The 21021-nt window shown below is 64.0% G+C and carries 19 protein-coding genes; 8 read left to right on the top strand and 11 right to left on the bottom strand.

What is annotated here, in order from left to right:
* Positions 1-177: 177 nt before the first annotated feature.
* From pxpB to ABIB06_RS29060, 3 genes are read left to right on the top strand one after another with little or no spacing between them, the layout of a single operon-like run.
* Positions 178-909: a 5-oxoprolinase subunit PxpB gene (gene pxpB, locus ABIB06_RS29070; RefSeq protein ID WP_354047792.1), complete on the top strand. Its 732-nt coding sequence runs from the start codon at positions 178-180 to the stop codon at positions 907-909.
* Entirely contained in the window at positions 906-1943 is a 1038-nt protein-coding gene (locus tag ABIB06_RS29065; RefSeq protein ID WP_354047794.1) for a 5-oxoprolinase subunit C family protein, read from the top strand. The genes pxpB and ABIB06_RS29065 overlap by 4 nt, the downstream gene beginning before the upstream one ends.
* A 32-nt stretch (positions 1944-1975) precedes the next feature.
* Positions 1976-2746, top strand: coding sequence for a LamB/YcsF family protein (locus tag ABIB06_RS29060; RefSeq protein ID WP_354047796.1), 771 nt, complete (start codon positions 1976-1978; stop codon positions 2744-2746).
* Here ABIB06_RS29060 and ABIB06_RS29055 read toward each other — a convergent pair whose 3' ends face one another.
* The 5 genes from ABIB06_RS29055 to ABIB06_RS29035 form a co-directional block, all read right to left on the bottom strand.
* Entirely contained in the window at positions 2747-2899 is a 153-nt protein-coding gene (locus ABIB06_RS29055) for a hypothetical protein (RefSeq protein WP_247346884.1), read from the bottom strand.
* A 205-nt stretch (positions 2900-3104) separates the two neighbouring features.
* Positions 3105-4718: a sulfite reductase subunit alpha gene (locus ABIB06_RS29050; RefSeq protein WP_354047798.1), complete on the bottom strand. Its 1614-nt coding sequence runs from the start codon at positions 4716-4718 to the stop codon at positions 3105-3107.
* A complete protein-coding gene (locus ABIB06_RS29045; protein ID WP_354047800.1) occupies positions 4715-6493 on the bottom strand; it encodes a NirA family protein in 1779 nt (592 codons plus the stop codon). The genes ABIB06_RS29050 and ABIB06_RS29045 overlap by 4 nt, the downstream gene beginning before the upstream one ends.
* A gap of 329 nt (positions 6494-6822) precedes the next feature.
* On the bottom strand, positions 6823-7986 hold the full coding sequence (locus ABIB06_RS29040; protein WP_354069828.1) for a CmpA/NrtA family ABC transporter substrate-binding protein: 1164 nt from the start codon (positions 7984-7986) through the stop codon (positions 6823-6825).
* Positions 7983-8573, bottom strand: a complete 591-nt coding sequence (locus tag ABIB06_RS29035; RefSeq protein WP_354047804.1) for an ANTAR domain-containing response regulator — start codon at positions 8571-8573, stop codon at positions 7983-7985. The genes ABIB06_RS29040 and ABIB06_RS29035 overlap by 4 nt, the downstream gene beginning before the upstream one ends.
* 111 nt (positions 8574-8684) lie before the next feature.
* On the opposite strand from ABIB06_RS29035, the gene rimO reads away from it, so the two are divergent.
* Positions 8685-10010, top strand: a complete 1326-nt coding sequence (rimO, locus tag ABIB06_RS29030) for a 30S ribosomal protein S12 methylthiotransferase RimO (RefSeq protein ID WP_354047806.1) — start codon at positions 8685-8687, stop codon at positions 10008-10010.
* A gap of 10 nt (positions 10011-10020) precedes the next feature.
* Here the strand turns inward: rimO and ABIB06_RS29025 are convergent, their stop codons facing one another.
* On the bottom strand, positions 10021-10962 hold the full coding sequence (locus ABIB06_RS29025; protein WP_354047808.1) for a hypothetical protein: 942 nt from the start codon (positions 10960-10962) through the stop codon (positions 10021-10023).
* Positions 10963-11484: 522 nt separating this feature from the next.
* On the opposite strand from ABIB06_RS29025, the gene ABIB06_RS29020 reads away from it, so the two are divergent.
* Positions 11485-12675, top strand: coding sequence for an acetylornithine transaminase (locus ABIB06_RS29020; protein ID WP_354047810.1), 1191 nt, complete (start codon positions 11485-11487; stop codon positions 12673-12675).
* 88 nt (positions 12676-12763) lie between these two features.
* Here the strand turns inward: ABIB06_RS29020 and ABIB06_RS29015 are convergent, their stop codons facing one another.
* From ABIB06_RS29015 to pcsA, 3 genes are all read right to left on the bottom strand, one after another.
* Positions 12764-13738 carry a quinone oxidoreductase family protein gene (locus ABIB06_RS29015; RefSeq protein WP_247346867.1) on the bottom strand — a complete coding sequence of 325 codons (975 nt, stop codon included), beginning with the start codon at positions 13736-13738 and terminating at the stop codon, positions 12764-12766.
* 75 nt (positions 13739-13813) lie between these two features.
* Positions 13814-14548: a TerC family protein gene (locus ABIB06_RS29010; RefSeq protein WP_354047812.1), complete on the bottom strand. Its 735-nt coding sequence runs from the start codon at positions 14546-14548 to the stop codon at positions 13814-13816.
* Positions 14545-15312, bottom strand: a complete 768-nt coding sequence (pcsA, locus tag ABIB06_RS29005; RefSeq protein WP_354047814.1) for a phosphatidylcholine synthase — start codon at positions 15310-15312, stop codon at positions 14545-14547. Before pcsA ends, ABIB06_RS29010 begins: the two co-directional genes overlap by 4 nt.
* Positions 15313-15399: 87 nt before the next feature.
* Between pcsA and ABIB06_RS29000 the strand changes: the two genes are divergently transcribed.
* Positions 15400-16584, top strand: coding sequence for a UbiH/UbiF family hydroxylase (locus ABIB06_RS29000; protein ID WP_354047816.1), 1185 nt, complete (start codon positions 15400-15402; stop codon positions 16582-16584).
* Positions 16585-16587: 3 nt separating this feature from the next.
* Here the strand turns inward: ABIB06_RS29000 and ABIB06_RS28995 are convergent, their stop codons facing one another.
* The gene (locus ABIB06_RS28995; RefSeq protein ID WP_354048039.1) at positions 16588-17541 is read right to left on the bottom strand and encodes an AEC family transporter; all 954 of its coding nucleotides are present in this window, start codon (positions 17539-17541) and stop codon (positions 16588-16590) included.
* 106 nt (positions 17542-17647) lie between these two features.
* On the opposite strand from ABIB06_RS28995, the gene hspQ reads away from it, so the two are divergent.
* Positions 17648-17980, top strand: coding sequence for a heat shock protein HspQ (hspQ, locus tag ABIB06_RS28990; RefSeq protein WP_247346858.1), 333 nt, complete (start codon positions 17648-17650; stop codon positions 17978-17980).
* A gap of 94 nt (positions 17981-18074) precedes the next feature.
* Here the strand turns inward: hspQ and ABIB06_RS28985 are convergent, their stop codons facing one another.
* On the bottom strand, positions 18075-18887 hold the full coding sequence (locus ABIB06_RS28985) for an invasion associated locus B family protein (protein WP_247346856.1): 813 nt from the start codon (positions 18885-18887) through the stop codon (positions 18075-18077).
* Between the two features lie 262 nt (positions 18888-19149).
* Here ABIB06_RS28985 and ABIB06_RS28980 point away from each other — a divergent pair, with 262 nt between their 5' ends.
* Positions 19150-21018, top strand: coding sequence for an extracellular solute-binding protein (locus ABIB06_RS28980; RefSeq protein WP_354048041.1), 1869 nt, complete (start codon positions 19150-19152; stop codon positions 21016-21018).
* Positions 21019-21021: the final 3 nt, after the last annotated feature.

Genomic DNA, 21021 nt, shown 5'->3' with positions numbered 1-21021 from the left:
GGCCAAGAAGGTACCAATCATGCAGGGCCGCAGCGCTGTTATGCGTCGCGATAACAAGGCTTTATCGTCTTCCCCTGCATTAATTTATTGGACTTGGGGGCGCATTTACGCGAAGCAGGGACAAGCGGAACTCAAGGCCGAGCCCGCGTATCTCCAGAAGCCCGATTTCGACAGCCCATGTCCGCGACGCTTCCCCCGCCCCGCCTTTTGCCCAGTGGCGACAGCGCCGTCACGGTCGAGTTCAGCCGTACCATCGACGACGACGCCAACCAGCGCGTGCTGGCGCTCGACAAGGCGCTCGCAGCAAGCCCGATCGATGGCATCACCGAGTCCGTGCCAACCTATCGCTCGCTGCTGGTGCATTACGATCCCGGCAAGATCGGCTTCGACGCACTCGGCGAAAAGCTGCTCGCGCTCGCCAGCCAACCGTTGCCGCCGGCCACCAGGGCGCGCCGCTGGCGCATTCCCGTCGCCTATGGCGGCGTGCACGGCATTGACCTCGAGGATGTCGCGAAGGCGCTGAACACCACGCCCGACGACATCGTCGCCCGCCACGTTGCCGGCGACTATAAGGTTGCCATGATCGGCTTCACGCCGGGCTGGTCCTATCTCAGCGGCCTCGACAAATCCCTGCAAATGTCGCGGCGACAGAATCCGCGGCTGCTGACGCCGGCCGGCACGATCTCGATCGGCGGTATCCAGGCCGGAATCCAGTGCCTGGCTGCGCCCAGCGGCTGGCACCTGCTCGGCCGCACACCGGTGCGGACCTATCAGCTCCACCGCAATCCGACCTTCCTCACCGAACCCGGCGATCGCGTGACGTTTTTCGCAATCGACCATAAGACGTTCGAGGAACAGGATCGCGCCGCCGAGGCCGGCGAGATCATTGCCGAGCAGGCGGTCGCATGAGCCGGCTTGTGATCGCCAGCATCGGGCCTGCAAGCTCCATCCAGGATGGCGGACGCCACGGAGCGCAACGCTATGGCCTGACGGTCAGCGGAGCGATGGACCGCCTGTCGCTCGCGGCAGCGAACACGCTTGTCGGCAACGAACCGTTCGCCGCCGTTGTCGAAGTCGGCCCGTTCGGCGCCTCGTTCACCGCCCGCGACGGCACCGTGCGCGTCGCAATTTCAGGCGCGCCGCGCAATGTGGACATCGCCGGCAGTCCGGTCGCCATGGACATATCGGTGACGCTGAAGGACGGCGAGACGCTGACGCTGGGTTTTGCTCGCGGCGGTGCGTTCACCTATCTGGCGATCGAAGGCGGGATCAAGGGCGAGCCGATATTTGGCAGTCTCGCGGTCAACGCCCGCGCCGGCCTCGGCAGCCCCTACCCGCGCCCGCTCCAGGCCGGTGACGAATTATCTGTCAGCGCCGCAAGCGGTGCGCCGGAGTTGCGCATCGAACTGCCGAAGCTATCGAGCGGTCCGATCCGCGTCCTGCTGGGACCGCAGGACGACGAGTTCGACGACGCCAACAAGGCGCTGTTCCTCGACAGCGTGTGGAAGATCTCGGCGACCTCCGATCGCATGGGCTACCGGCTCGAAGGCCCCGCGATCAAGCATCTGCACGGCCACAACATCGTCTCCGACGGCACGGTCAACGGCAGCATCCAGGTGCCCGGCAACGGCGCGCCGATCGCGCTGATGATGGACCGCGGTACCTCCGGCGGCTACCCGAAGATCGCAACCGTGATCACGGCCGATGTCGGCCGCCTCGCGCAGACCTCGGCAGGAACGGCGTTCCGCTTCAAGGCGGTCAGCATGGCCGAGGCGCAAGACGAGGCGAAGAAATTCGCGCAAACCATCCGCAGCCTGCCCGATCGCCTGCGCTCTGCCGACACCGTCGCGCTCAACATCGAGGCGCTCAGTGATGCCAACGTCGCGGGTTATGCTGTAAGTGCCGTCGACGCCGGGACCTGGCAGGTCGCGGCCGAGCCGTAAACGACAAGAAGACCAGAGACGGAGAGCTACCCATGAAGACGATCGATCTCAATTGCGATCTCGGTGAAAGTTTTGGCGCGTGGGAGATGGGCAACGACGCTGCGATGATCGAGCTGGCGAGCTCGGTCAACGTCGCCTGCGGGTTTCATGCCGGCGACCCCGACATCATGCGCCGGACAGTCGAGCTTGCGAAGGCGCGCGGCGTCTCGGTCGGCGCACATCCCGGCTATCGCGACCTGCACGGTTTTGGCCGGCATCCGATCGCGGGGCTAAAAGCCTCCGAGATCGAGAACCTCGTCGCCTACCAGATCGGCGCGTTGCAGGCGATCGCGACGGCCGCCGGCCACAAGGTGACGCATGTGAAGGCGCATGGCGCGCTGTCCAACGTCGCCTGCGAGGACGACATGACTGCGAAGGCGATCGCAGCCGGCATCAAGGCGGTCGATCCCGGCCTGATTTTCGTCGTGCTCGCCAATTCGAAGTTGGTGAAGGCCGGCGAAGACGCCAATCTGCCGATGGTGCACGAGGTGTTCGCCGACCGCGCCTATGAGGACGACGGCAACCTCGTCTCGCGCAAGAAGCCTGGCGCGGTGCTGCACGACGCCAAGGCCATCGCCGACCGCGTGGTGCGCATGGTGCAGGATGGCGCGGTGGTCTCGGTGACAGGCAAGGTGATCAAGATGCGCACCGACACGGTCTGCATCCACGGCGATACGCCGGGAGCAGTCGACATCGCGCGCGGCCTGCGTCAGGCCTTGAAGGATGCGGGAATCGAAGTGGCGCCGTTCAAGCGCGGGGCGTGATCAGAACGGGTGTACCGAGAGCGTGCCGAACACGATGGCCGCGATGACGGCGAAGGCGCTGTACATCGCGGCATGATGCATGCTCGCCGCGGTCCGCCGCGAGAGCGAGCGCGCGTAGAAGTGCAGCCTGGCTTCCGCCGATAGTTCGCGCATGGTCGATCTCCAACGCCCCATTTGCGGGATTATGAAGGATCAATCCGGGTGGTGGGCAAGACATCCGCGGAAATAGCGATGCGGGTTCTCCTAAGAAGCCCAATCGAAGATGCAAATTCTCCTCGCGGGCGGGTTCCGAGCATCTTATTCGTTAAAGTCCGAGGCGATCGGAACCGACCGGCCCGCCTGTGCTCCTTGCCGCGCCTTAGTACACGTCAGTCTGGAAGCGGCCGGTCTTCTTGAGCTCGGCGACAAAACTGACGGCTTCGTCGGTCGAACGCGCTCCGAATTGGGCGACGATGTCGACCAGTGCGCGCTCGACGTCCTTGGCCATGCGCTTGGCATCGCCGCAGATGTAGAGATGCGCGCCCTCGGCAAGCCACGTCCACAACTCGCGACCGACCTCGCGCATGCGGTCCTGCACGTAAAACTTCTTCTCACCGTCGCGCGACCAGGCCAGCGACATGCGCGTGAGCAGGCCCGAGGTCTTCATCGCATTGAGCTCCTCCTGGTAGAAGAAGTCGCAATCGCTGCGCTGGTGGCCGAAGAACAGCCAGTTCTTGCCGGGCGCACCGGTCGCTTTGCGGTCGAACAGGAAGGCGCGGAACGGCGCTATGCCGGTGCCGGGACCGATCATGATGACCGGCGTCTTCGGATCCTGCGGCAAGCCGAAGCCGTGCGCCTTTTGCACATAGACCTTGAGCTTCTCGCCCTCGCCGATGCGCTCGCCGAGGAAGGTCGAGGCGACACCGATGCGCTTGCGTTTGCCGATGATGTAACGCACGGAGTCCACCGTCAGCGACAGTTTTCCGGGCGTTGCATTGTGCGACGAGGAGATCGAATAGAGCCGCGGCTGGAGTGGCTCCAGCGCCTCGACGAAGGCCTCGGGGTGCGGACGCGTGCCCGAAAACTTCTGCAGCGCCGCCATGACGTCGAGCGTAGCGGCATCGCCATCGGGATCCTCGCCCTGCGCCAGCGCCCGCGCCTTCTCGCGTTGCGCGCCGCCGGTGATGAAGGAAAGCAGCTCGAACAGCGTGTCGGGCGCCGGCGACAACGAGACGTCGTCGATCAGCACCTCGCGCAACGTCTTGCCATTGACCTTCGTGGTATGGGAGGCGCCGAGCAGCGCGATGATCTGGTCGACGAGGCCGACCTCGTTGCGCGCAAACACGCCGAAGCTGTCGCCGACGGTATAGTCGAGCTTGCTCTCGGAGAGATCGAACTCGACGTGATAGGTTTCCTTCTCCGACTTTCCCTTGTTGAGAAGACGACGAGACAGGAAGGTCGCCGCAACAGGGTTGTCGCGTGAGCGGCCGGGCTCGGCGATCGTCACGGTCACGGCGGGGGCTGCCACCGCGTCTTGCTTGTCGGACGCCTTGGCCATCGGCGTCTTGTCCAGCTCTTCGTACAGCGACTTCAGCATCCGCGCGGTTTCCTTGCCGCCGGGGACGCAAAGGTTGAGCCGCGCTTCACTGCGGCCCGCGATCGCCTCCGAATAGTCGTGGCAATTGTAGCCGCACTGGCCGCAATCCTGCTGCGCCATCGCCGCCATCATCTTGCGGCGCACGGGACGGCCCTCGGCGAGTTTCATCCGATCCGCGATCGGCATGGTCTGGTCATGCCACGGAGATTCGCCGTCGTCGCCGTCACCGGCTGCGCCTTGCAACACGGCGGCGCCCTGCTCGGCCGACAGTGGCGCTGCTGCATCGGGCGACAGAAGCCCGGCAAAGAAGCCGTTCAGCCAGGAGCGTTGCGCGTCGGAGAACGGAGCGCTCGTGGGAATGATGTCGAGTTTCGGCGGAGGGCTGATCTGGTTCATGAAGACACCTCGGCATCGGCAAGCTTGCGCAGCGTCTCGCCGTCGTGGCGGCGCGCAAAGGACAGGAACGTTTCGTCGGGAGACGAGCGATGGGCGATATAGGCCTTGAGCAGCCCTTCGATCGTCTTCGGCGCGTCTTCGGCCTTGAGGTCGTGATAGATCTCCTGCCCGACGTCGGCATCGGGGCCAAACCCGCCGCCGGTGAAGAGATGATAGCCCTCGACCGTGTCCTCCTCGTTCACCGGCACGCGTGCTCCGATCAGGCCGATGTCGCTGATGTAATGCTGCGCGCAGGAATGGTGGCAGCCGGTGACGTGGATGTTGACCGGCTTGTCCATCTCGACGCGCGGCTCGCACCAGTCGCCGATCTCGGCGGCGTGGCGCTTGGTATTCGCCGCGGCAAAGCGGCAGCCGGCATTGCCGGTGCAGGCGATCAGGCCGGCGCGGATGTGCGAGGCTTCGACCGCGAGCCCGATCTGCTTGATCGCCGCCATCGCAAGCTCGACATTCTCGTCGCGCACCCCTGATATCAGCAGGTTCTGCCAAACGGTCAGGCGGATATCGCCGTCGCCGAGGTCCTGCGCCACCTTGGCGAGGCCCCGCATCTGATCGCAGCTGATCTTGCCGAGCGGCAGCGACGCGCCGATCCAGTTCAAACCGTCCTGCTTCTGCTTGTGCACGCCGATATGCGCCATGCGGTCCGCGGCAGGCCGCGGGAGAAACGCCTCTTCCGGCACGCGCGTAAACGGCTTCTTCAGCCGCTCCTCGACCAGCTTGAGAAAGCCGTCATGGCCCATGGCATCGAGCACGTATTTCAGCCGCGCCTTGTTGCGGTTGGTGCGGTCGCCGTGCTCGATAAATATGCGCACGATGGCGTCGGCAACGGCCGTGGCTTCTTCAGGCTTGACGACGATGCCGGAATATTTGGCGAAATCCTTATGCCCGGTGATGCCGCCAAGGCCGAGGCGGAACGAGACTCCGGGCTCGACGCCGAAACCGTCCTTCACTTCAAAGGCCGTGAATGCGATGTCGTTGGTCTCCTCGAGCACGGCGATCCTGCCGGCACCGTCGAAGGCGACGTTGAACTTGCGCGGCAAGCCGTACAGCGAGCGATCGTTCAGGATGTGGTAGTGCCACTCGCGCGCATAAGGCCGCGTATCGATCAGCTCCTGCGGATCGATGCCCGCCGTCGGCGTTCCCGTCACATTGCGGATGTTGTCGGCGCCTGAGCCGCGCGAGCACAGGCCGAGGTCCTGAACGCCCTCGATCAGCTTCACGGCGTTCTTTGGCGGGATCTCGCGAAGCTGGAGATTGGCGCGCGTCGTGACGTGGCTGTAGGGCCCGCACGTTTCATCGGCGAGATCGGCAAGGCCGGACAGCTGCCAGTGCTTCATGATGCCGTTCGGAATCCGCAGACGGCACATGTAGGAGTCCTGCGTCGGCGCGACGTAGAAGATGCCGTAATAGCGCCAGCGGAAATTGTCCGCCGGGCTTGGCGGCGTATTGTCGAGCGCCTGCTGGCGGAGACGCGGATAAGCATCGAAGGGATGCTCGTCGCGCTTGATCTTCTCCTGGTCGGCGAGCTTCTTGCCCGCAGCGATGACCTTGTCCTGCGCCTTGATGTGCACGGCATCGGGGCCGGTCGGTTCGGGGCTCGCCTTGCCGGCGCCGCCGAGACCGCGGCCGACCCGGCTGATCTGCAAACCGCTCGTGAAGCCTTCGAGATAGCGTTTCTGGTCGTCGGTAAAGTCGACTGAGACGGTGTCGATTTTCATGGTCAGTAACGAAGCTCCTGCGGCCACCTGGGTGTCGACGGAAAGTGCACGACCCGCGAGGAACTCGGCTGGCTTGATAGCCGGCTCTGCACCCAACGGTCCGATCAGCTTCGTTGCTGCGGGACTGGCTCAGCAGGCACCTGTGACAGGCTGGCCGCACTGCAACATTCAAGTTGCGTGCCAGCTTTGATGAAATGAAACTTGGTGCAATATCAGATGATTAGGCGCGCCCTAGGGAACTCGCGCCTCTGGAATTCTTATGAAATTCGAGCAGTCGGCCTAAAATTTAGACGCTGATCTCCAGCGCTCAAAAACAATGCAAACGCGAATCAGGCCTTCCAGCGGCCCACCTCGAAGGCCGCAAGATGCCCCCGAATATTCGCGGGATCAAAAGCGGGGCCGGCAAATGCGCCGAATGCCGCGGGGGCTTGCGTGGGCGGCCGTCGGCCGAGAGCGCCGTCGTAGAGGTCGGGCCTGAACACCGTCATCGCTGTCTTGACGCCGTCCGAACTCAACGTCGTCTGCCCCCAGCGCACCATCTGCGCATAGAGCCAGGCGGCCTGGACCGGATCGGGGCGCCCTGCCTCTTCGCGTCCCACCAGAAGGTAGCTGCCACTCTCGCGAAAGGTGCCGTCCGGCGAAATCTTGAGGCGTCCCGTGAGGGTGCGCTGGATGACTTCGGCGTCGACTCCGATCCGTTCGGGCTGCGCCAGGATCCGCGCCGCTTCGGTTCGGTTTTCCGGATGCTCAATGAACTCGGCCGCCTTCACCGCGGCGCGCACGAGGCTAGCGACCACGTCGGGATGCTTGTCGGCCCAGACCTGGCGAACTGCCAGCACCTTCTCCGCCGCGTGGGCGAGGATGTCGGAGACGAAATGCAGGATATGGCCGATGCCGAGATCGACCGCGATCGAATTCCAGGGCGCGCCGACGCAGAACGCATCGACGTGGCCGTTGGCAAGACTATCGACCATGTAGGGCGGCGGCAGCACCACGAGGCGCACATCCTCGTCGGGATCGACGCCGGCCGCCGCCATCCAGAACCGCAATTGGTAATTGTGGGTGGAGAACGGGAAGGTCATGCCGAAGGTCAACGGATCGGCTCCCGCCTTGCGCCGTTTGGCGACAACGCGTGCCAACGCTTTTGCCGTAGCGAGCGGATCGAAGCGATCGCCGTCGATCTCCTCCATCAGCGCCGCATGAAGCGCCGGCGACACCGTGATCGCGTTGCCGTTGATGCCGAGATTGAAGGGCGCCGCGATCGGCACCTTGACGTGACCGAGCCCGAGCGAGGATGCGATTGCGACCGGCGCCAAGAGATGCGCGGCATCAAACAGGCCGATATTGAGTTTGTCGCGGACGTTGGACCAGGAGACCTCGCGCACCAGCTCGACCTCAAGCCCTTCGGCCGCGGCGAAGCCCTTGTCGACGGCAACGATCAGCGCTGCGGCATCGACCAGCGGAATGAACCCGATGCGGAGAGGAGCGGTCATTTCAGCATCTCCGACGCGGTGATGATCGACTGCGCGATCTCGCCGATTTTCTTCTTCTCGCGCATCGCAGTGGAGCGCAGCAGCACATAGGCTTCGTCCTCGGCGAGGCCCTTCACCTTCATCAGGATGCCCTTGGCCTTCTCGATGATCTTACGATCCTCGAGCTGCGACTTGGTGCGCTCCAGCTCCTCCTGGAGTTTTGCGAAAGCATTGAAGCGGGACACGCAAAGATCGAGGATCGGCTTGATGCGTTCCTTCTTCAACCCGTCGACGATGTAGGCGGAGACCCCCGCTTCCACGGACGCCTGGATCGAGGATGAATCGCTCTGATCCACGAACATCGCGATCGGCCGCTTCACGGCGCGGCTAACCTGGAACATCGCCTCCAGCACGTCGCGGCTGGGATTTTCGAGATCAATCACGATGATGTCGGGGTCGACCGCATAAATACGGGCGAGCAGGCTCTGCATTTCACGGATATGGACGATCTGCATGAATCCGGCCTCCCGCAACCCTTCTTCGAGGATCGCAGCCCGGATCGGGCTTTCGTCGACGATCACGATTTTGGGTGACTGTTCGGCGCTCATAGCTCACTCACGGCAGGTGATTCACCCATAGCACGCCGGAGGGCCCTGCAAAGGGTTGTAATTATGGGCAATTGGGACTAGCTCAGGCCTGTCAATCAGGCAGATTTGGATATGGATCAGACGGCTGCGCCCAAGGTCAGCTTCGTGTCGCTCGGGTGTCCCAAGGCATTGGTGGATTCCGAGCGCATCATCACGCGCCTGCGCGCCGAGGGCTACGAGCTCGCCCGCAAGCATGACGGGGCCGACATCGTCATCGTTAACACTTGTGGCTTCCTCGACAGCGCCAAGCAGGAATCGCTCTCGGCGATCGGCGAGGCCATGGCCGAGAACGGCAAGGTAATCGTGACAGGTTGCATGGGCGCCGAACCCGAGCAGATCGAGCAGGCCTATCCCGGTGTGCTCTCCATCACCGGCCCGCAGCAATATGAGAGCGTGCTCGACGCCGTGCACCGCGCACTGCCACCGGCGCACAATGCGCATCTCGATCTGGTGCCGCCGCAGGGCATCAAGCTGACGCCGCGCCACTACGCGTATCTGAAGATCTCCGAGGGCTGCAACAACCGCTGCACCTTCTGCATCATTCCGAAGCTGCGCGGCGATCTCGTCTCTCGTTCGGCCAATGACGTGCTGCGCGAGGCCGAACGCCTGGTCAGTGCCGGCGTGAAAGAGCTGCTGGTGATCTCGCAGGACACCTCGGCCTATGGCGTCGATCTGAAATACGCCGAGAGCCCGTGGAAGGATCGCCAGGTCCGCGCCAAATTCCTCGATCTCGCGCGCGAGCTCGGCGAATTCGGCGCCTGGGTTCGGCTGCAATATGTCTACCCCTATCCGCATGTCGACGAGGTCATCGCCTTGATGAATGAGGGCAAGGTGCTGCCCTATCTCGACATCCCGTTCCAGCATGCGAGTCCCGAGGTGCTGAAGGCGATGAAACGTCCGGCGGCGCAGGACAAGACGCTGACGCGCATCAAGCGCTGGCGCGAGGAATGCCCCGATCTCGCCCTGCGCTCGACCTTCATCGTCGGCTTCCCCGGCGAGACCGATGCCGACTTCGCCTATCTGCTCGACTGGCTCGACGAAGCCGAGATTGATCGGCTCGGTTGCTTCAAATACGAGCCGGTCGCAGGCGCAACGTCGAACGCGATCGAGAATCCCGTGCCGGAAGAGATCAAGCAGGAGCGCTACAACGCGCTGATGGCCCGCCAGCAGAAGATTTCCGCGCGCAGGCTGAAGCGCAAGGTCGGCACGCGCCAGCAGATCATCATCGATGAGGTCGGTCCGACTGTTTCGAAAGGCCGCTCCAAGGCCGATGCGCCCGAGATCGACGGCGCGGTTTACCTGTCGAGCCGCCGCCCCTTGCGCGTTGGCGAGATCGTCACCGCGAAGATCGAGCGCGCCGACCAATACGACCTGCACGGCAGCGTCGCGGGGTTCTGACGGCGCTTCGTCACACCAGCCATTTCGGCACCCAGCGCTCCGGCCTTGGTGCCCGCGCAAGATCAGCCTGCGCCTCGGACAGCCTCGCAGGCTCGCCGTCGATGCTCGGGCGTACGTCGTATTCGAAGTTCGGCATCACCCGGCCGTCGGCATAGAGTCCGAATTTCATAGCGTGCCACAGCCCGAGCTCGGGCTGCGCGCAGCGCATCTCCTCACGCAGATCGCGCAGCAGGGATTCGATCGAGCCGGCTTCCTCGAACGACTGCGGCCCGCGCGTCAGGACGCGCGCCTCGTATTGCTTGCCGACGATCGCGATCTCGAAGTTCGTCTTGTCGCAGGGCTTCTTGCCCTTCGGCAGATGCGCGGCAAGGCGCCAGCCGAGCTCGGCCATCAAGCGGTGATTGGCCCAGTAGTCTTCGCGATCCCGGCTCCAATTTTCCACGAAGCCGCGAAAGTCGGGCAGCTCCGACGAATTGTCATCGGGCGTCGCCGCCTCCCCGGTCAGCCGTCCGGCGAGCCATTGCGCGAGTTCGACCGTCTGGCATTCGACGTCGTCATGCGGCAGCAGATCGTGCCACGCCTTCTCGAATTGCTGCGATGTCAGTTTTGCGAGCAGGCCATCGAGGCTCGGCGCCAGCAGCTCGTGGTCGCCCTCGGAGCCAAGCCCCACGATCGGCGGATTGTCGCGGTCAAGACCCGCGCCATACCAGCCGCCGACGGCCGAGCCATCCGGCAGCCGCATGAACAGCGAAAACCTGTCGCGCAAGGGACTGCCGTCGAAGATCGGCGCCTGATCGGAAAACTGGCCTTGCAGCGAGAAGCAGCCGACGCTGCCCCAGGGGCGCCCCTTCAGCCAGCCGGCGAAGTCGACCAAAAGGGATGGTGCCTCGATGCCCGGCGGAAACGCGCCGCGAATGCTGTCGAGGTCGATCGGGTAAGGCGTGTCGGACAAGGTTTTAAAACTATCTGGTTGGTCCCGCCCCTCTTGGTCTGAACCGTCATGCGTACGGTTCGAACCAATTCGCGTTGGTCGATCACAAACGCGCTAGAGACGTGATAGTTTCTAGGCGGACGATCGATAAAATTCAATCGTGCGAGTGACATCCGGCGCATCGTGCCGCGCGCAACCGCATACGAGTTGCGCCTCTTCGTCACCCGCGACGTCACAACCGCCACACGCCGAGCAAGCCACGTATCTGACCTGCCCCATGCACGCTGGGCGGGTGATCTGTAAAACGCGCGCTTGACAAGCCCCGCCATTCGCCTGTATTGCCGCGCCCCATGATCAACGCTCGGACCCATCAGCGCATCGAAATGCTCCGCCGTCGCTTCCGCGACGATGAGAGGGTGCGCCATGTCCGACGACGCCGCTGAACCACTGAATTCAGCCCAGTTTTCGAGAAGGCCGCACCCGCAAGGTGCGGCCTTTTTGCATTTCGCGCGCATTTTTGATCCGCCTCCAGAGGAGTTCGACATGACCACGCACCCGTATGACGCGCTGATGGACATCACCGCTCGGCCCAAGGCCGTGTTCGTCCGCGGCGCCGGCTCCTACCTCTGGGACGACAGCCGCAAGCGCTATCTCGATTTTGTGCAGGGCTGGGCCGTCAACTGCCTCGGCCACTCCCCGCCCGCCATTGCCGACGCGCTCGCCGCGCAAGCCAAGCGGCTGTTGACGCCGAGCCCGGCCTTCTACAACGAGCCCAGCCTGAAGCTCGCGCAGGCGCTGGTCGCCAACAGCGCGTTCGACCAGGTGTTCTTCGCCAATTCCGGCGCGGAAGCCAACGAGGGCGCGATCAAGCTTGCGCGCAAATATGGCAGCCTGCACAGAGGCGGCGCGTTCGAGATCATCAGCTTCGAGGGTGGCTTCCACGGCCGGACGCTGGCGACGATGTCGGCCTCGGGCAAGAAGGCCTTTGAGCCATTGTTCGAGCCGAAGGTCGCCGGCTTCAAGAAGGCGAAGCTCAACGACATCGCTTCGGTCGAAAAGCTGATCAACGACAACACCGTCGCTGTGATGATCGAGCCGATACAGGGCGAGTCCGGCGTGTGGCCTGCAACCGATCAGTTCTTGCAGGAGTTGCGCGCGCTCACCGACGCGCACGATCTCCTGCTGATCTTCGACGAGATCCAGACCGGCATGGGCCGGACCGGCAAGCTCTTCCACTACGAGCATACGGGCATCGCGCCCGACATCATGACTCTCGGCAAGGGCATCGGCGGTGGCGTGCCGCTCGCAGCCCTGCTCGCGACCGAACGCGCGGCCTGCTTCGAGCACGGTGATCAGGGCGGCACATTCAACGGCAACCCGATCATGTGCGCGGCAGGACTTGCGGTGCTCAACGAGGTCAGCAAGCCGGACTTCCTCAAGGCGGTCACCGAGACAGGCTTGCTGCTCGAAAGCGAATTGCAAAAGGTCTCCGCCCGGCACGGCCTCGGCGAGGTGCGCGGCCGCGGCCTGTTGCTCGCGCTCGACCTCAAGCTGCCGATCGCACCCGGCATCGTCGCCCAGGCGTTCGAGGCCGGCGTGCTCCTCAACGCGCCGCAGGTCGACACGCTGCGCTTCATGCCGGCGCTGAACGTCACGCGGGCCGAGATCGCCGAGATGATCGGCTGCCTCGACGGGATTTTGATCAGGGCCGGCGCGGCACGGCGGGTGGCGTAAGGCCTGCCTCGTACCCCCGAACGCAGCGCAGCGCCCCTTCGCGGTGCGCTGCAAAGCCGGGACACGGGAGCAGATGACGACGGAAGAACTACGGCTTCAAGATCGACGCGCCCGTGGTCTTGCGGCTTTCGAGATCGATATGCGCCTTGGCGGCGTCCTTGAGCGCGTAGGCGTGGTTGATCGGCACGTGCAGCTTGCCATTGATGACAGCAGCGAACAGCGTGTCGGCGCCTTCCAGCAACTCCTTGCGGGTGCCGACATAGTCGTTGAGCTTCGGTCTCGTCGCAAACAGCGAGCCATGTGCGTTGAGTTCGGCGATCGAAAACGGCGGCACCGGGCCTGAGGCATTGCCGAAGGAGACGAACATGCCGCGCGGCTTGAGGCAGGATAGCGAGCCCGGGAAGGTCGCTTTGCCGACGCCGTCATAGACGACGTCGCAGCCCTCGTTGCGGCTGATTTGTTTGACGCGCGCGACGAAGTCTTCCTCGTTGTAGAGGATGACGTGGTCGCAGCCATTGGCCTCGGCAAGCTCGGCCTTTTCGCGCGAGCCGACGGTGCCGATGACGTGGGCGCCCATTGCCCTCGCCCATTGGCAGGCGAGCAGGCCGATGCCGCCGGCCGCGGCATGGATCAGCACGCGATGATGCGGCTCGACCTTGAAGGTCTTGTGCAGGAGATACCAGACGGTCAGCCCCTTCAGCATCAGCACGGCGCCCTGCTCGTGGGTGATGTGGTCGGGTAGCTTGACCAGTTTCTCCCAAGGGATATTGCGCTCGCCGGTATAGGCGCCAAGGTTGTAGTAGTAGGCGACGCGGTCGCCGGGATGGAAATTGGTCACGCCCGACCCGACAGCGACGACTTCGCCCGAGGCCTCGTTGCCGGCGATGAAAGGCAGCCCGGGCGCCTTGTACAGGCCGGTGCGGTAATAGACGTCGATGAAGTTGAGGCCGACCGCATGCTGGCGGATGCGCACCTCGCCCGGGCCGGGCGCCGGAACATCGACGCTCTCATAGACCAGGACTTCGGGGCCTCCGACCTTGTGGACACGGACGGCTTTGGTCATCGCCTGACCTCCTCTTCTCGCAGGCCAGCGAAAGGCATCGCGCCCGCCTTGTCAACTCGACACCGGCTGGAATGGCTAGACCGACGGCTTGCCGATTTTCCTGCGGTTGCGCTTCGCCAGCACGTTGAAGAATTCGACCGCCGCCGAGAACGCGATTGCGAAATAGATGTAGCCGCGCGGGATGTGGAACTGGAATCCGTCCGCCACCAGCGCGACACCGATCAGCACCAGGAACGCCAGCGCCAGCATTTTCGTGGTCGGATGCTCTGCGACGAATCGCGACACCGGCCCGGATGAAATGTACATGATCAGGCAGGCGATCACGACGGCCGCGATCATGATCTCGATGTCCTGCGCCATGCCGATCGCCGTGATGATCGAGTCCAGCGAGAACACGATGTCGATGATCACGATCTGGACGATGACCCAGAAGAAAGCGTTACGAGGGGAGTTCTCGTCGCCGTCGCCGTCATCGGCTTCGACCTCACCATGAATCTCGTGCGTTGCCTTCGCGATCAGGAACAAGCCGCCGCCGATCAGGATGAGGTCGCGCCAGGAGAAGCCGTAACCCGAAAACGAAAACACCGGCGCGGTCAGGCCGATCAGCCAGACCAGCAGGCTGAGCAGGATGATGCGGAAGATCAGTGCCAGCGCGAGCCCGATCTGGCGGGCGCGGTGCGCCTGATTTTCGGGGATGCGCGAGACGATTACCGACAGGAAGATGACGTTGTCGATGCCGAGCACGATCTCGAGCGACGTCAGGGTGAGGAGCGCGGCCCAGGCTTCGGGGCTTGTCAACAGGTGCATCATGCGAAGGATCTTGTCAGCCGTATCAATGCGTCGCTGAAGCTGATCCAGAGCGCGATCGCGCAGAGCGCGACAGTCACGCCGGTGCCGACGCGAAAGTCCATCTGCAGCGTGTAGAGGGAGAGCAGAGCCCAGATTGCGATCAGCGACATCGTCAGCCAGCGCAGCCGCACGACACGCACCGGATGCAGCACGTGGAACGGCACGAAGGTCAGCACCACCAGGCTTGCTACCAGCAGCGTCGACAGCAGCGGCGGCCAGTGCAGCAGGAACAGATAAAACGCCGCCGCATTCCACAGCGCCGGAAAACCGCGAAAATGATTGTCGTCGGCCTTCATGCGCAGATCGGCGAAATATAGTGCGCTGGTGACGATGATGGCGACACCTAGCAAGGGTGCGGCGACCGGCAGCAGCAAGCCGCTGGCCACGATCGCATAGGCCGGCACGAACACGTAGGTGACGAAATCGACCACGAGATCGAGCACGTCGCCCGACCAGTTCGGCTGCACGTCCTTGACGTTGAGCCGGCGCGCGATCGGCCCGTCGATCGCGTCGATGATGAGGGCGACGCCCAGCCATTGAAACATCGCCGCCCAGTGCTCGCGCACGGCCTCGAGCATTGCCAGCAGCGCAATCGCCGCACCGAACGCGGTGAAGATGTGCACCGAGAAGGCGGCGGCGCGGATCGCGGGCCTGTGCTTCAGGGAATCCTCTTGGCTGTCCATGGCTTCTGCTATCAGAATGACACCGGTTTGCACATAAGCCATTGCGGCGCCCGGTCGCACAATTCGTCATAAAATCAAGGAAATATGAGTGGGCTTGAATTTGCCGTGGGGCGTGTCAAATGTCGTTCCATGACAGATGCATCGACACTCTTTGACGCGGCCGTGATCGGCGGCGGACCGGCGGGACTTAGCGCGGCCATCGCACTGGCGCAGGCGGGCGCACGGACCGCGCTGGTGGCGCGGCGCGTGCCCTATGCCGACAACCGCACCACCGCCCTGCTCGGTGCTTCCGTCGGTCTCCTGGAAACGCTCGATGTCTGGTCGCGCTGCAAGGACAAGGCGGCATCTCTCGAAATCATGCGGCTCGTCGACGACACGGGCCGGCTGTTCCGCGCGCCGGAGGTCCGGTTCTCCTGTCACGAAATCGGACTCGATGCCTTCGGCTACAACATCGACAACCGCTCGCTGATGCTGACGCTGGAAGCGCGCGCGGCCGAGTTGCCCGGTCTCGTCCGTTTCGATGACGAGGCCGAAACCGTTGTCATCGAAGCCGACGACGTCGCGATCCGCACCGCCGCCGCGCAATTCCTCTCTGCCCGTCTCGTGGTGGGCGCCGACGGCCGCCATTCGCTCTGCCGCGAAGCCTCCGGCATCACGGTGACGCGGCGCGAGCTGACCCAGACGGCGCTGACCTTCAATGTCGGCCACGCGCGCCCGCATCGCAACGTCTCGACCGAGTTCCACACGCCGCAAGGCCCTTGCGTGTTCGTGCCCCTGCCCGGCGACCGCTCCAGCGTCGTCTGGGTCTCGGCGCCTGCGGACGCCGAACGGCTTCGCGGCCTGGGCGACGCGGAGCTGTCCGCCGCGATCGAGAAGCAATCGCATTCCATTTTAGGCCGCATAACAGTGGAGCCCGGGCGCAACCTGTTCCCGCTGGCAATCGAACGCCCCAAATCCTTCGGCCGCGACCGCATCGCGCTGGTCGGTGAAGCCGCCCATGTGGTTCCCCCGATCGGCGCCCAGGGTCTCAATCTCGGCCTGCGAGATGCCGCCGACATTGCCAGGCTCGCAGGCGACGCCATCGCATCGAGTCAGGATCCCGGCGCAGCCGACGTGCTCAAACGCTACGACCGGGCCCGGCGTCCGGACATTCTGAGTCGGACCTTTGCGATCGACATCGCCAACCGCTCCCTGCTCAACGATTTCCTCCCGCTCCAGCCGGTCCGTGCGGTCGGCATGCACCTGCTCGGCGCGTTCGGCCCGCTCCGGCGTTTTGCGATGCGCGAGGGCCTGACGCCGACGTGGCGGCGCTAAGGTTTAAGGAAACGCCAGCCGGCCGGTCTGGATCGCCCACATCACGCTGGTCAGCGTGACCACGGACGCAAACGTTCCGAGCAGCACCGCCACGGAGGCAGATTCGATCCAGGCGTCGTTCTGCCGGGCGATGACGAACACGTTCAGCGCCGGCGGCAGCGACGCCATCAGCACGGCGGTCGCGGCCCAGGGCTGCGCGAACGGACCGAACGCCAACATCAGGCAGAAAGCTGCGAGCGGATGGATCAGGAGCTTGACCGCGATCACGCCCGGCACTTCCCAGGGTACGCGGTCGAATGGGCGGAGCGCCACCGTCACGCCGAGCACGAACAGCGCGGTCGGGGCGGCTGCGTTCTGGAGGAAGGTGATGGTGCGGTCGAGCGCGACCGGCATCTCGATATGGAGCGATGCGAAGGCCGCGCCGAAGCAGGCCGACATGATCAGCGGGTTGAGCACGATCTGCTTCAGCACGACGCCGAAGGCGTGCACGATCGAGGGATGATCGCGGTCGGAGAGCTCGATCAGCAACGGCACTATCGTGAACAGGAAGATGCTGTCGCAGCAGAAAATCAGCGCGGTCGGCGCTGACGCCTTGGTTCCGAGCACGGCGAGCGCGAGCCCCGGCCCCATGTAGCCGATATTGCCGTAGCCGCCGGAGAGCCCGGCGAGCGTCGCCTCGCGCAGCGTCAGGCGGCCGAGAAATTTGCCGACGACCAGCGCCAGGGTGAATGCCGCAACCGTCGACAGCGTGGTCGCAATCAGGAACGGCGGGTTGTTCAATTCCGAGAACGGCGTCTTCGACATGATCGCAAATAGCAGCGCCGGCAGCGACACATAGAGCAGGAAGAAGTTCATCCAGGCGAGGCCCGATTCCGGCAGGGATTTGACCTTGCCGCAGGCGAATCCAACGAAGATCAAGCCGAAATAAGGTAGAGCGAGATTGAGGATATCGACCATTGATGAAGTGTTTTCTGAGGACATGGGGGCTATCTGCCCCGTAAGCGCGGGTTAATTCCAGATCAGGGCACTAGCATCGGCCACAATCCTGGTCTATCGACGGGGAATGATTAAAGCGCGGACCGCCAAATTCCAGATCGGACAGGTCGTGCGCCACCGGATCTTCTCGTTCCGGGGCGTGATCTTCGACATCGATCCGGAATTCAACAACACCGAGGAGTGGTGGCTGTCGATTCCCGAGGAGGTGCGGCCCCACAAGGACCAGCCGTTCTATCACCTGCTCGCCGAAAACGCGGAATCGGAATACGTCGCCTACGTCTCCGAACAGAACCTGGTGCCGGACGATTCCGGCGAGCCGGTCCGGCATTCCCAGGTCACCGAGATCTTCATCAAGGACAAGGCCGGCGGCTATCGTCCGCGGAACCCGTCGCTGAACTGATCTTCGCTCGGACACATCTTCGCTCAGACAATATGGGTCAGAAAAAAAGGCGCTCGAACCGAGCGCCTTTTTCATGTCCGGGATTGGGTCCCGATTACTTCTGAGCGGTCGGAGGTGCGCCGGGCGCGCCACCTTGCTGCTCGAGCTTCTTTCGCTGCTCGTCAGCCTTCTTCTGAAGCTCTTCCTGAAGCTTCTTCTGAGTTTCCTCGAACACCTTCGGATCGGTCGGCGGACCGTCATAGGCCTTCTGGAATTCGCCGGCGAGCGGCAGCGGCAGGGTCAGCGGCGCGCCGTTGGCATTGATCGCCTGAACAACGAGATTCTGGCCCTTCTTCATGTTGTTGATGAACTCGGGCGTGGCCTCGTAGTCGGACATGCAGCCGTTCTGGAAGCAGATCACATACGGGCTCTGCAACGGCGGATTGTTGTCCACGATGATGCGGGTGCCGTGCACCAGCTGCATGCCGAGCGGCAGCGTCACGCGCAGGATCTTCTTCGGCTCGCCTTCCGGCTCGATAATGACGGCCGCGATGACCGGCTGGCCCGACTCGATACGGCCGTCCTTGCCGGTGAAGCAAACTTGCTTGGCATTGGCGTCCTGGCCCTTGAGGCAGAACTTGGTCCAGGGGGCGTAGATCAGCTGGATCTGCTGATCCGCCGGCTGGGCCGCGCCCTGCTGCGCCGGAGCGCCCTGAGCGGGCGGCTGCTGGGCAGGTGCCTGAGCGGCCGGCGCCGGGGCCTTTGGGGCAGCCTTCGGAGCGGCTTTCGGGGCTGCCTTGGGCGCGGGTGCGCCCGGAGCCGGGGCCTGAGCCTCGGCGGCAAACGGGACGGCCAACGCCGTCGCCGTCAACAAGGCGAGAAGTCGCCCGCGCGGCCGGACGGACGCGGCCAAGTAACGGAAATTCATTGCGGAAAACCCTTTCTGAACGGGAAGTGCCCGAACCGCTTCGACGCACCGAACATGGCCGCCTTGGGCGCGGCTCTGTCCCCGTCAAATGAGGCGGACACGTGACGGGCTCGGCGCTCTTGCGCGATTGCGTGCCTTCTTAACGTGGCCGACGAAAAGATCAATGCCGACAAGCGTCTTTGACCGCGCCCTGACGTGCGTCCCCGGGAAATTCCCTGTGATAGGATTCAGGCCCCGCCGGTCCTCGAATCAACGTGTGCAGATGTTCATGTTCCAGCGCCTTATGGAGGGCCGTCCTGAAGGTCTGTGCGTCCGCCTCTGCGTCCTGGCTTTCACCTTGGGGCTCCCGTTCGCCTTGGGATTCCCGGCAAGCGGCGCAGGGGCCGAGGAAGCCCACGCCATTGCCATGCACGGCAAGCCGGCGATGCCTGCCGATTTCACCCACATGCCCTACGTCAATCCTGATGCCCCAAAGGGCGGTCGGCTGACCTGGGGCGTTCTCGGCACCTTCGACAGCCTCAATCCCTTCATCGTCAAGGGACTGGCCGTGCAGCAGATGCGGAACTACGTGGTCGAGAGCCTGCTCGCGCGCGGCAATGACGAGCCGTTCACGCTCTACGGCCTGCTCGCCAGATCGGTCGAGACCGACGACGAGCGGAGCTTTGTCACGTTCCACATCGACCCCCGGGCCCGCTTCTCCGACGGCAAGCCGCTGCGCGCCGAGGACGTGCTGTTCTCCTGGCAGCTGCTGCGCGACCACGGCCGCCCCAACCACCGGCAATATTACAGCAAGGTAGCAAGTGCCGAGGCCCCAGATCCCCTCACGGTCCGCTTCGACCTCGCGGGGGCCAATGACCGCGAACTGCCGCTGATCCTCGGCCTGATGCCGATCCTGCCGAAGCATGCGGTCGATGTCGCGGCATTCGAGGAGACGACGATGACGGGCCCGGTCGGCTCCGGCCCCTATCGCGTCACCGCCGTGAAGCCCGGCGCCAGCGTGACGCTCACCCGCAATCCCGATTATTGGGGCCGCGACCTCGCCATCAATCGCGGGCTCTATAATTTCGACGAGATCAGGCTCGACTATTTTCGCGAGGCCAACGGCCAGTTCGAAGCGTTCAAACGCGGCCTCTATGATTTCCGCATTGAGCACGAGCCGCTGCGCTGGCACGACGGCTACGATTTTCCCGCGGCGAAAAGCGGCGAAGTGATCCGCGACACCATCAAGCCGGGCGTGCCGCAACCTTCCGAATTTCTGGTGTTCAACACGAGGCGTCCCGTCTTCGCCGACATCCGGGTGCGCCAGGCGCTGACGCTGCTGTTCGATTTCGAGCTGGTCAACCGCAACTACTTCTTCAACCTCTACTCGCGCGTCGCCGGCTATTTTGCCGGCTCGGACCTCTCGGCGTATGGCAAGCCTGCGGATGCGCGTGAGCGGGAGCTGCTCAAGCCGTTCGCTGCGCAGATCCCGCCAGACGTCCTGGACGGCAGCTACCGCCTGCCGGTGACCGACGGCTCCGGGCGCGACCGGACGACGCTGCGCGCGGCCCTGAAGCTGCTGTCGGAGGCCGGCTACGATCTCGACGGCACGCTGCTTCGCAATCGCGCGACCAAGGCGCCCTTCACCTTCGAGATTCTGGTCACGACCCGCGACCAGGAGCGCATCGCGCTTGCCTTCCAACGGGACCTCAAGCGCGCCGGCATCGAGCCGAGCGTGCGCTCGGTCGATCCCGTCCAGTTCGACCAGCGCCGGCTCTCTTACGAATTCGACATGATCCAGAATCGCTGGGACCAGTCGTTGTCGCCCGGCAACGAGCAATATTTCTACTGGGGGAGCGCTGCCGCCGACAATCCGGGCACCCGCAACTACATGGGTGCCAGGGATCCCGCGGTCGATGCCATGATCGCGGCGCTGCTGGAGGCCCGTGAACATACGGATTTCGCATCGGCGGTGCGGGCGCTCGATCGCGCTTTGATCTCCGGTTTCTATACAATCCCCCTGTTTAACGTATCCGAGCAATGGATCGCGCGCTGGAATCGGATAGAACGGCCAAAGGCCACATCGCTGTCCGGCTACCTGCCGGAGACGTGGTGGTCGAAGGGGCAGCCGCAAGCTGATCAAGCAAAGTGACGC

This window comes from Bradyrhizobium sp. LB8.2 (genome assembly GCF_040548035.1).
Classification (GTDB): domain Bacteria; phylum Pseudomonadota; class Alphaproteobacteria; order Rhizobiales; family Xanthobacteraceae; genus Bradyrhizobium.
Note: the sequence above shows the minus strand (reverse complement) of the source record. Positions and strands in the feature narration are given on the sequence as shown.